Genomic DNA, 10748 nt, shown 5'->3' on the forward strand with positions numbered 1-10748 from the left:
GAGTCACTGTAGGCGTCGGGCCGGTTGGCGTAAACGACAAAAAAGGATCAGATTACGCCATCTTGCGGCAGTGAAAGCGCTGGCGGTATTCGCCGGGCGTGAGGTGAAGCTGTTTCTCAAAGATGCGGCGCAAGTTAATGCTGGTACCAAAGCCGCTTTGCTCAGCAATGCGTTCAAGGGGATCGCGGGTCTGTTCAAGCAGCTGGCGGGCGGCGGCCAGACGCGCTTCGGTCACGTAGCGGGCAGGCGAGACCCCGGCCTCGCGGGTAAACACGCGGGTGAAGTTACGCGGGCTCATCGCCGCTTTCTCGGCCAGGTTCTCCACGCACAGATCGGCGGTGAGGTTCTGCAGGATCCAGCTTTGCACCTCGCCTATCGGGCCTGCTGTGCCGGGCTGCTGCAGGCTGTAGCGGCTGAACTGCAGCTGTCCGCCGGGACGTCGCAGATACATCACCATATCCTGCGCCACGTCGCGGGCGAGGGTAAATCCGTAGTCGTCCTCCACCAGCGCCAGGGTCAGGTCGAACCCGGAACTCACGCCGCCGGAGGTCCAGATGGGGCCGTCCTGAATGTAGAGTGGGCCGCCTTCAACCTGGATTGACGGGTACTGGGCTTGCATGGTTTCCAGCAGCCGCCAGTGGGTGGTGGCGCGACGACCGTCCAGCAAGCCGGTCTGGGCCAGCAGCATCGCGCCGCCGCAGATAGAGGCGATCCGCCGGGCGTGCGGCGCAGCGAGGTGCAGCCAGTCGACTACGGCTATGCTCTCCTGCTCGTTCATACCGCGTCCGGTGATGATAATGGTATCCAGCGGTTCACGCGGATCCAGCTCCGGCAGACGATAGTCCGCCAGCAGGTTCAGGCCGGACTGGCCGTGGATCACCTGGTGAGGCTGCGTGGTGGCGATGATAATCCGGTAGCGGGGCTGCGCAAGCCCTTCCGGATGCAGCCGGTTGGCCTGCATCAGAATGTCGGCGATACCGGCGGCTTCAAACAGCATGCCGCCGTCGGGAACGATAATCAGGATCTTCTTCATGTCCTGAAAAGTACCTTTAATACAGAATAAGTCAAGCGACGCGTGCGCTCTGTGTTTCTGGCAAAGCAAAGCGATTTAAGTTCTTTGTTATTTCAGGCGTAATCCCCGATCTTCAGGGCTCTGTCTCTGGCGAAACGGCGTCTGAAGGAATGGGTAAACGAAGCTCCCTCTATTTACATCCACAACAACGCAATCAAATCCACCGCCTCGCGTCGGGTTTCTTGTGGCGAAGCGAACTGCCCACCTGGCTGTTAATGTTCACGATTTATGCGGGCTGGTTTGCCACGCTGGCGTTCTGGCAAACGCTCGGCCTGCTGCCCGCCACGCTGCTGCTCATCGGGTTTACCGCCTGGTATATGTCGTTGCAGCATGAGCTGATCCACGGGCATCCCACGCGTTTTGCCTGGCTTAACCAGCTGTTCGGCACGCTCCCGCTGGCGGTGTGGTACCCGTACGGCCTGTACCGGGATTCCCATCTGGCTCACCATCGGTACGATAGCCTGACCCATCCGGTGGATGACCCGGAGTCGTACTATTTTACCGAGGCGAGCTGGGCGCGCTTTTCTCCCTGGCAGAAGCGCCTGATCCGGGCCCGAAATACCTTTGCCGGGCGGCTTCTGCTGGCGCCGCTGCTGGATATCGTCCAGACGCTGGGCAGCGCCGTGGCGGCGTTTCGTCATCTTCACCTGCGGGCGATGACGATGTGGCTGGTTCACATCACGCTGCTGGCGGCACTCTTCGCCTGGATGACGCACGTTGGTTTTTCACCTGTCTGGTTTGTGCTGGCGGTCAGTTATCCGGCGCTGGCGCTGACCAAGGTACGATCGTTTTTCGAACATCGTGCGGCGGACGATCCGCTGGCGCGCTCCGTCATTAACGAGGCCGGGCTGTTCTGGCGGATACTGTTTTTAAATCTCAACTATCATTCAGTACATCATGATCTACCGGGCGTGCCGTGGTACGGACTGAAGGCGATCTACCAGCAAAACCGGGAGGCGTACCGGGAGCGAAACCGCGGTTTTCTGGTCAGGGGCTACGGTGAATGGCTGCGCCGGTTCTGGTTCAGTCCCGTCGACGTCACCGTTCACCCCGGAAAGCAACAGGGAGAAGGGTATGAGTAACCTGCTGGCGTTTCCCATGTATGCGGTGGATCGCGCCGACACGCGCGCGCTCTGGCTGGCGGTAAAGGGGCTGCTGGCCGCACGGGGTGTGCCCGTCGATGATCTCCCCGACGGGCCGGAGTCCGATCTGCTCACGCACTGGCAACAGCCCGGGCTTATCCTCAGCCAGACCTGCGGTTACCCGCTGGTCACGCAGCTTCCGGACGTGCAGGTTGTCGGCTGTTTTCACTACGCGGCTCCGGGCTGCGAAGGGATCCAGTACCGCAGCTTTCTGGTGGTGCGCGAGGAGGATCGGCATCTCACGCTGGCGGATTTTCGCGGCCGACGGGCGGTCTGTAACTCTGCGGACTCGCAGTCCGGCTACAATGCGCTGCGAAAAAAAGTAGCGCCTCTGGCGGCTGACGGTCCGTTTTTCGCGCAAACGTCCTTCAGCGGCAGCCATCGCCAGTCGCTGAAGGATGTCAAACGCGGAGCAGGGGATATCGCAGCCATCGACTGTGTCACCTGGGCACTGCTGCAGCGTCACGAACCGGAAAGTCTGACGGGGCTGGCGGTCATTGACCGTACCCCGCTGACGCCAGGGCTGCCGCTCATTACCTCGCCCCACACTTCGCCTGACACCCTGAACGCCCTTCGCGATGCGCTCCACGCGCTGGTGAGTTTGCCGGAACACCGGACCGTTTGCGACGCGGTACTGATTGAGGGGTTTAGCGCCGTGACGCGTCAGGCCTACGCCTCATTGCTGGCGTAATAAATCTCCTGCGCGTCGGTAAAGCAGCGCAGCGCCAGCGAGGAGACCGGTTTTTGCCTGCGCATAATCAGGCCGACAGGGGCCTCAATGTTCGCATCGGCGATGGGGACAATCCTGAAATGGCTGTTCAGATCTTCCAGTCCGTTGTTCAGCGGCATCACGGCGCAGCATACGCCGCTTTGCACCGCCTGAATGATCTGGAACGTGGAGTCGCTCTCGAAAACGGACCTCGGTTCAATGCCAGCAGACTTAAAGCTGGCCTCCATATGCGCCCGGTAATGCATCCCTTTGGTCAGGAACCCCAGTGGAAAATCCGTCAGGTCGCGCCAGGTCAATTTCTCCTGGCCGAGCTGGAAATGGCGGACGTCGTGCAGCAGGCCCATCTTCGTTTTGGGAAGCTGGATAATATCGAACTGGCTGATGTCGATGCTGTTGAGATAGCAAATCCCCAGCTCAAGCTGATTGCGGCTGACGCCGTCGGCAATCTGCGCGGAGGACATGGAATAGAGGCTATAGGTCAGCTCCGGGTATTTTTGCGTCAGCAGGCGAATAAAGATCATCGGATCCACACTCGCCAGCGGCACCATCCCCAGACGGAGTTCCCCCACCACCTGGCCTTTGCACAGCGCGGCTTCCGCCTGTAGCCCGTCATGCGCGGCCAGCAGCGCGCGGGCCCATGCGAGGATGCGTTCACCCTCCGGCGTAAACCCCTCAAAGCGCTGCCCGCGCACAATCAGCACCAGCCCCAGCTCCTCCTCCAGGCTGCGGATGCGCATGGAGAGGGTCGGCTGGGTGATGTTGCACTGCGAGGCCGCCTTGCCAAAATGGCGGGTCTCGTCGAGCGCGATTAAATATTTTAACTGTTTAATATCCATCTTTTTCTCTGCGCGAACAGCCTTACAGCATGCGGATCTCTTTTGAGCGCAGGGTGATGCGAACCGGAACGGATTTATACGACGGCGTACCGCTGTCCTTATCCAGATAATCAAGCGGTACCAGCACGTTGGCCTCCGGATAATAGGCCCCGACGGTCCCCGGCGCGATGTTGTACGCCACCACGGTAATGTCTTCCAGACGCTGTCCGTTGCCGGGCAGGGCGGTTTCGATATCCACGCGGTCGCCGTGTTCCAGCCCTGACTGCGCCATATCGTCTTCGTTCATAAACAGCACGTCGCGACGGCCAAACACGCCACGGTAGCGGTCATCCAGCGCGTAAATGGTGGTGTTGTACTGGTCGTGGCTGCGCAGCGTGATCAGGCGCAGAACGTGCTCACCTTCACCGCTGGCGTTCTCATGTACGCCGTCGAAGACCGAGAACATCGCTTTTCCCGTCGCCGTTGGCCAGAGACGTTGCGTTGGCGGCAGCGGCATACGGAAGCCGCCGGGAACGCGGATCCGCGCGTTGTAGTTCTCAAAGCCCGGAATGGTCTGCTCGATCAGGTCGCGGATGCGGTCGTAATCCTCAACCAGCGTCAGCCAGTCTACGCGGGTATCCGGCAGGGTGGCTTTCGCCATGCCCGCGACGATAGCGGGTTCTGACCGAAGCAACGGCGAGGCGGGTTTTAACTTGCCGGATGAGGCATGGACCATCGACATCGAGTCTTCGACGGTAATGGACTGGCGGCCGGTGGCCTGAATATCCAGCTCGGTACGGCCAAGACACGGGAAAATAAAGGTCTCTTTGCCCACCAGCAGATGGGTACGGTTCAGCTTGGTCCCGACGTGAACGCTCAAATCGAGGGAGCCCATGGCCGGAAAGCCGCGTTCATGATCGGGCATCGCCACCGCAAAATTACCGCCGAGGCAAATGAGCGCTTTTGCGCGGCCGTCGATCATCGCCTGCGTGGCCTGCACCGCGTCATGGCCGTGGTGAGACGGTGGCTCAAAGCCGAATACATCCTTCAGACTGTTCAGGAAGGCCGGCGTGGGTTTCTCGCTAATCCCGACGGTACGGTTCCCCTGCACGTTTGAGTGACCGCGCAGCGGGCATATTCCCGCGCCGGGCTTACCGATATTCCCGCGCATCAGCAGCACGTCAGCGATCAGGCGGACGTTGGCCGTCCCTTTATTGTGCTGGGTAATGCCCATCCCGTAGGTAATAATGGTGGCATTCGATTTCGCATAGGCCTCAGCCACCTGTTTGAGTGCCCCCTGGCTCAGACCCGACTCGCGCTCAATGTCGTCCCAGCGGGTTTGTGCGATATCGTCGGCAAAGTCCTCAAAGCCCTGGGTGTGTTCGGCAATAAACGTGCGATCGAGCACGTCCCCGCGTTCGGCCTCCATTTCCAGCAGGTGTTTGGCAATCCCTTTCAGCGCGGCGGCATCGCCTCCGGCCTTCACCTGGAAATAGGTCGAGGCGATATCCGTGGAGCTGTAGGTCGCCATTTCAATCACGCTCTGCGGATCCGCAAAACGTTCCAGGGCGCGCTCGCGCAGCGGGTTAAAGACGATAATCGGCACGTTGCGGCGGGCCAGCTCGTGGAGGGTCCCCATCATTCGCGGATGGTTAGTGCCGGGGTTATGGCCGATGGAGATCACCAGTTCAGTCTTATCAAAGTCATCCAGCGAGACGGTCCCTTTCCCAATCCCGATCGAACGGGGCAAACCGACGCTGGTGGCCTCGTGACACATATTCGAGCAGTCGGGGAAGTTGTTGGTGCCGTATTCGCGAGCAAACAGCTGGAACAGATAAGCTGCTTCGTTAGAGGCGCGTCCGGAGGTATAGAACTCGACCTGGTCCGGCTCGAGCCCGCGCAATACTTCGCCGATGCGTTGAAACGCCGCGTCCCAGTCGACGGGGCGGAAGGTGTCACTCGCCCGATCATAGCGCAGGGGGTGCGTGAGTCGACCGTAGCCTTCCAGCTCAAAGTCCGATTTTGCCAGCAGCGAGGAGACGCTGTTTTCAGCCAGAAACGCGGGGGTGACGCGTTTGCTGGTCGCTTCCCAGGTCACCGCTTTGGCGCCGTTCTCGCAGAACTGGAACGTCGATTTGTGTTCTTTATCAGGCCACGCGCAGCCCGGGCAGTCGAAGCCGTCAGGTTGGTTGGTGCGCAGCAGCGTCGCGGGGGCGTCAAGGGTATCCATTTGGGTGCGTACCGCAATGGCCGTTGCTTTCAATGCGCCCCAGCCGCCAGCAGGGCCGTCATAGTGTCTGATGCCTGGCACCGAGCGTCTTTTCTTGTTCATACCCACTCCTGGTTTGTTCGATCACACAACGCCTGAGCTCAAAAAATCACTGACGAGAGCAATAGGTGAAAGCAATGACGACCGAATGGCAACGCACATACGGAACGGAAAAGTGCCTTAACGCAAACTCTTTTTATTACAGTAATTTATCTGGTCTGGTGTTTAAATATTTAAAGAAATTATAACGAATTTTTATCATTTTAATAATAAATCTTATCTATCGTCCGGTAGGCGAGATAGATGGCGGTGAGCAGGAAAGTATGTAGCGCCAGTAAAACTTCGAATGAAGCTGATGCGCTGAGGATATCGCCGCGATTCGCGGCTGGTGGGCTGCTCGAGGCATTTTTCAATTGAGAGAATGGCAGGAAGGTTTACTCACGCTTAATGAATAATAGATATAAGGTATACCTGACAGTGGAATTATTACGGCCGAAAATATACGCTTTTTTTGCGGCATGAAATTAACATCTTGCTGCATAAGTGAAATATTCTCACCCAGGCGATGAAGCGTCTTCAATATTAAAGATACCCTGTTAGTGCAACAAATAATTCATCAGAGATATATTCCTTTGACATCAAAAAAACGCGAATTCTACTAATTATGGTAGTGGCGATAATAGCGTGATTGCGTTAATGAAAGTGGTTCTCCTTTGTGTTTTTTAATATATAAAACATAAAGTTATGTCGTTTTGTGGTGAAGAAATAAGAAAGGGTGGGCCATATCGTTTTTTATCATAGGATTAATCCTATAATTTTCCGACTGCTTCATTTACCAACAGTTACGCGGCGGTAAATATTGAATTGATACGAAGCTCATGTAAACTTGTTTACCGTTTGTCAAAATATGTCAGGAAGACACTGGGCCTTATTCTGAAAGGCTCGTGCGGTAGCTATGCCCTTAAAGTAGTAACGCCCCGAAAATATCCTGGCTATTTTAACAATAGCACTTAAGTCAAACTTCATCCCCTTATCTCCATCATCGAAATATCGCTACGGAAAAGCATATGAAAATGCGCGTACTGTTTTCACTTCTGTTTGTAATGGCGGTGGCGGGCTGTAAAGCACCGCAGAAACCTGTGATCAACGACGATACGATCGAGACCAGCCAGGTCAACGGCGTCACCTTAACCCACCGTCACGCCGTGACGGCGCCGACGGAGTTCAACCCGGTTAACGAGCCGTATCGTGCCATGTATCCGGCCTCCCTGATGAGCCGTCCTGACTTTGGCGGTAAAGTTATCCGCACTCTCGAGACCGGAAAAACGTACGTGGTGCTGGGGCAGGTTGAACACTACTGGATGGCGCTTGCCGATGAAGGTAACGAACAGCTGATTGGTTACGTTCCGATGCGCGCTGTTATCAAGGCCGACCAGTACGAAGCCACCGTGCGTAAACAGGCTATTCGTCCAAAGGTGCGTAAAAAAGCGACCTGTGTTGATGTCGACGGTAACAGCAAAGCCTGCAAAGACAGCGCTAACGGTACCTGGATCCTGAACTAAACGGCTTTCATGAGCGCATTTTTATGAATAATAAAAATTTTCATAAGCTGTGGTTACCCTTTTACGCGATGATTTTCGCGCTGGTCAGTGGTTGTACGTCGTCTTCACACAGCGACCCCTCCCGCTACAATCTGCAGTTTCAGGCTCATCCACAAATCAATGAATCTGCGCCGCTTAAGGTCCGGGTACTGTTGCTGAAATCCGATGCGGATTTCATGTCCAGCGACTTCTACTCCCTGCAGAACAACGCGTCAGCTACGCTTGGCGCGAATCTGCTGAACAGCGATGTGTTCTTCCTGATGCCGGGACAGCTGTCAAAAACCCTCAGCGGGCAAAGCTCGCCGGAGGCTCGCTACATCGGCGTGATGGCGGAGTATCAGGTGCTGGATGGCAAAAAATGGCGCGTTTCACTCCCTCTGCCCGTGCCTGGCGAAAATCATATCTACCAGTTCTGGAAATGGTCCGCAGATGAACTTCAGGCCAACGTTTTTCTCGACGTGAACGGCATTCGGGTCATCAGCCAGTAACGCGCTTCAAAACAGGAAACACATCATCATGACGAAAGCAGAAAAGGTCGTCTGGACCGAAGGCATGTTCCTGCGTCCACACCATTTTCAGCGGACTGAAAGCTATCTGCTCAACCATGTTCGTGAATGGGGCGCGCTGCAGCGATCGTATCTCTGGGGCTTTCTCGACGTTGAACTGGATGAAGCGATGCTTCGTCAGGGATGCATAGCACTGAGCTACTGCAGTGGGCTGCTGCCGGACGGCACCTTTTTCCAGGTCCGTAACGGGCGCAACGGTCCTGTACCGTTGAAAATTCCTGACAATCTCACCAACGAAAAAGTGGTGCTCGCACTGCCGGTTCGTCGGGGTGAGAGAGAAGAGGTGATTTTCAGCGAAGAGCCAGCCTCGCTGGCGCGCTTTATCGCGTTTGAGCAAGAGGTTGAAGACGATAACGCCATGTCGGTGGGGGATGCCACCGTCCAGTTTGGCCGCCTGCGTCTGACCCTGATGCTCGAAAAAGACCTCACGGCAGAGTGGACCGCCATCGGCGTGGCGTTTGTGACCGAGAAGCGTAACGACAACCATGTGCGGCTCGACAACAGCTACATCCCGCCGATGCTGAATGCCAATAACAGCCCGCAGATCTACAGCATGATCAACGATCTGCACGGCTTGCTGGTGCAGCGCAGCCAGCAAATTGGCGGCCGTTTGCGCCAGCCCGGCCGCTTTAACACCTCCGAACTGATCGAGTTCACGCTGCTGTCGCTGGTTAACCGTCACCTTGGCGAGGTGTCTCATTTAAAAACCCTTCCGCTGCTGCACCCGGAAACGCTCTGGCGCAGCTGGTTGCCGTTCGCGACCGAACTTGCCACCTGGACATCGCAGCGAACCGCTGAAAGCGTGCTGCCGATTTACGATCATGACGATCTGGCAAACTGCTTCAGCAAGCTGATGCTGATGCTGCGTCAGGGGCTGTCGCTGGTGATGGAAGACCACGCGATCCAGCTGCCGCTTAACGAACGCTCTCACGGCCTCAACATCGCCACGGTGCCTGAAACCAGCATGGTGCGTGAGTTCGGCTTCGTGCTGGCGGTCAAAGCCAATGTGCCGGGCGAACACCTGCAAACCCATTTCCCGGCGCAGATGAAGGTCGCACCGGTGTCGAAAATCCGCGATCTGGTTCAGCTTCAGTTGCCGGGCATTATGCTGCGCGCCATGCCGGTCGCACCGCCGCAGATCCCGTGGCATGCCGGCTACAGCTACTTCGAGCTCGAGAAGGGCAGCGAGCTGTGGCACGAGATGGATAAGTCCGGCGCATTCGCCCTGCACCTTGCAGGGGAGTTCCCGGGGCTGGATATGGAGTTTTGGGCCATCCGTAGCCCGACAGAATAATAAAGCGAGCGCTTAATATGCAGGAACGACAGGATACCGGCAGCGATGCCGCGTTCACCGGGGCCAGTAGCAACAATCAGCTGGTGGCGGCCGCCAATCCGCTGCTCAATGCGATTCCGCAGATCCGTCATTCGGTATCGCATGACGATCAGGTGGCGCTACGCCAGCGCCTGATCGATGAAATTCGCCGTTTTGAAGTCCGTTGCCAGCAGGCGGGGCTGCCCTACGAAGTGATCGTCGGGGCACGCTACTGCCTGTGTACGGCGCTCGATGAGGCTGCCGCGCTCACCCCCTGGGGCAGCAGCGGGGTCTGGTCAAGCAATGGCCTGCTGGTGACGTTCCATAACGAAACCTGGGGCGGCGAGAAGTTCTTTCAGCTGCTGGCGCGCCTGTCGCAAAACCCGCGCGAGCACATTCTGCTGCTGGAGATGATCAACTACTGTCTGCTGCTCGGTTTCGAAGGGCGCTATCGGGTGCTGGACAATGGCCGCACCCAGCTTGAGACCATCAAGCAGCGGCTGTGGCAGATGATCCGCGGCGTGCGCGGCAGCTATCCGCCGCCGCTTTCTCCTCATCCGGAAGATCGTCCGGTGCTGCGCAAGCTCTGGCGGCCCATGGTCCCCCTGTGGGCCTGTGTGGCGCTGGCCGGGTTTATCGCCTGCCTGTTTTATATCGTGCTTAACTGGCGTCTTGGCGACAGCACCAACCCGGTGCTGGCGAAGATTTACCAGTCCCAGCTGCCGGAAACCACTATTCAGCAGCCGGCGCGTCAGCTTCCGGCGGTGCTGAACCTGCGCGGCTTCCTGAAACCGGAGATCGAGGCTGGCCTCGTCGCGGTGAAAGATGAAGCGGATCGCAGCGTGGTTATCCTGAAAGGCGACGGGCTGTTTGCCTCTGCCTCGACCGTCGTGCGTGACCGCTATGAACCGGTCATCCACCGCATCGCGCAGGCGATGAATAACGTGAGCGGCAAAATTCTGGTGGTGGGCTACAGCGACAACGTGCCGATCCGCAGCGCGCGCTTTGCCTCTAACTATGAACTCTCTCTGGAACGTGCTCGCTCGGTACAGAAAATGCTGCAGGGAAGCCTCTCTCAGCCTGGCCGCGTGAAAGCGGAAGGGCGGGGCGAGATTAACCCGGTGGCGCCGAACACGACGCCTGAAAACCGCGCCCGTAACCGCCGTGTGGAAATTACTCTGCTGGTGTCGCCTGAAAATACCCAGGCCGAGCTGAACGGATTGCCGCAAGGAAACTAAGGA

General features: G+C 57.5%; 9 protein-coding genes. 6 read left to right on the forward strand and 3 right to left on the reverse strand.

Features of this window, described 5'->3' with window-relative positions:
* Positions 1–52: 52 nt before the first annotated feature.
* Complete coding sequence (locus BMW97_RS00585; RefSeq protein ID WP_045908257.1) at positions 53–1033, reverse strand: GlxA family transcriptional regulator; 981 nt, start codon at positions 1031–1033, stop codon at positions 53–55.
* Positions 1034–1182: 149 nt separating this feature from the next.
* Here BMW97_RS00585 and BMW97_RS00590 point away from each other — a divergent pair, with 149 nt between their 5' ends.
* Together BMW97_RS00590 and BMW97_RS00595 are read left to right on the forward strand one after the other, a co-directional pair.
* Positions 1183–2154 carry a fatty acid desaturase gene (locus BMW97_RS00590; protein ID WP_045908258.1) on the forward strand — a complete coding sequence of 324 codons (972 nt, stop codon included), beginning with the start codon at positions 1183–1185 and terminating at the stop codon, positions 2152–2154.
* Positions 2147–2905, forward strand: a complete 759-nt coding sequence (locus BMW97_RS00595; RefSeq protein ID WP_045908259.1) for a phosphate/phosphite/phosphonate ABC transporter substrate-binding protein — start codon at positions 2147–2149, stop codon at positions 2903–2905. The genes BMW97_RS00590 and BMW97_RS00595 overlap by 8 nt, the downstream gene beginning before the upstream one ends.
* Here the strand turns inward: BMW97_RS00595 and BMW97_RS00600 are convergent.
* Both BMW97_RS00600 and BMW97_RS00605 read right to left on the reverse strand, forming a co-directional pair.
* The gene (locus BMW97_RS00600) at positions 2884–3780 is read right to left on the reverse strand and encodes a LysR family transcriptional regulator (protein ID WP_045908260.1); all 897 of its coding nucleotides are present in this window, start codon (positions 3778–3780) and stop codon (positions 2884–2886) included. The genes BMW97_RS00595 and BMW97_RS00600 overlap by 22 nt on opposite strands.
* 22 nt (positions 3781–3802) lie before the next feature.
* Entirely contained in the window at positions 3803–6091 is a 2289-nt protein-coding gene (locus BMW97_RS00605; RefSeq protein WP_045908261.1) for an FdhF/YdeP family oxidoreductase, read from the reverse strand.
* Between the two features lie 1004 nt (positions 6092–7095).
* On the opposite strand from BMW97_RS00605, the gene BMW97_RS00610 reads away from it, so the two are divergent.
* The 4 genes from BMW97_RS00610 to BMW97_RS00625 are packed head-to-tail and all read left to right on the forward strand — an operon-like array spanning position 7096 to position 10745.
* On the forward strand, positions 7096–7590 hold the full coding sequence (locus BMW97_RS00610) for a hypothetical protein (RefSeq protein WP_045908262.1): 495 nt from the start codon (positions 7096–7098) through the stop codon (positions 7588–7590).
* 23 nt (positions 7591–7613) lie between these two features.
* The gene (gene tssJ / locus BMW97_RS00615; RefSeq protein WP_023618341.1) at positions 7614–8117 is read left to right on the forward strand and encodes a type VI secretion system lipoprotein TssJ; all 504 of its coding nucleotides are present in this window, start codon (positions 7614–7616) and stop codon (positions 8115–8117) included.
* Between the two features lie 28 nt (positions 8118–8145).
* Positions 8146–9489, forward strand: coding sequence for a type VI secretion system baseplate subunit TssK (gene tssK / locus BMW97_RS00620; protein WP_029740099.1), 1344 nt, complete (start codon positions 8146–8148; stop codon positions 9487–9489).
* Positions 9490–9506: 17 nt separating this feature from the next.
* On the forward strand, positions 9507–10745 hold the full coding sequence (locus tag BMW97_RS00625) for a DotU family type VI secretion system protein (RefSeq protein ID WP_045908263.1): 1239 nt from the start codon (positions 9507–9509) through the stop codon (positions 10743–10745).
* Positions 10746–10748: the final 3 nt, after the last annotated feature.

This window comes from Enterobacter sp. NFIX58 (genome assembly GCF_900110475.1).
Classification (GTDB): domain Bacteria; phylum Pseudomonadota; class Gammaproteobacteria; order Enterobacterales; family Enterobacteriaceae; genus Enterobacter; species Enterobacter quasiroggenkampii.

What these genes read in the sequence shown, in the direction of transcription:
- BMW97_RS00600 (WP_045908260.1), bottom strand. Translation starts at nt 3,780, where the DNA reads ATGGATATTAAACAGTTAAAATATTTAATCGCGCTCGACGAGACCCGC.
- BMW97_RS00625 (WP_045908263.1), top strand. Translation starts at nt 9,507, where the DNA reads ATGCAGGAACGACAGGATACCGGCAGCGATGCCGCGTTCACCGGGGCC.
- BMW97_RS00590 (WP_045908258.1), top strand. Translation starts at nt 1,183, where the DNA reads ATGGGTAAACGAAGCTCCCTCTATTTACATCCACAACAACGCAATCAA.
- tssK (WP_029740099.1), top strand. Translation starts at nt 8,146, where the DNA reads ATGACGAAAGCAGAAAAGGTCGTCTGGACCGAAGGCATGTTCCTGCGT.
- BMW97_RS00610 (WP_045908262.1), top strand. Translation starts at nt 7,096, where the DNA reads ATGAAAATGCGCGTACTGTTTTCACTTCTGTTTGTAATGGCGGTGGCG.
- BMW97_RS00605 (WP_045908261.1), bottom strand. Translation starts at nt 6,091, where the DNA reads ATGAACAAGAAAAGACGCTCGGTGCCAGGCATCAGACACTATGACGGC.
- tssJ (WP_023618341.1), top strand. Translation starts at nt 7,614, where the DNA reads ATGAATAATAAAAATTTTCATAAGCTGTGGTTACCCTTTTACGCGATG.
- BMW97_RS00595 (WP_045908259.1), top strand. Translation starts at nt 2,147, where the DNA reads ATGAGTAACCTGCTGGCGTTTCCCATGTATGCGGTGGATCGCGCCGAC.
- BMW97_RS00585 (WP_045908257.1), bottom strand. Translation starts at nt 1,033, where the DNA reads ATGAAGAAGATCCTGATTATCGTTCCCGACGGCGGCATGCTGTTTGAA.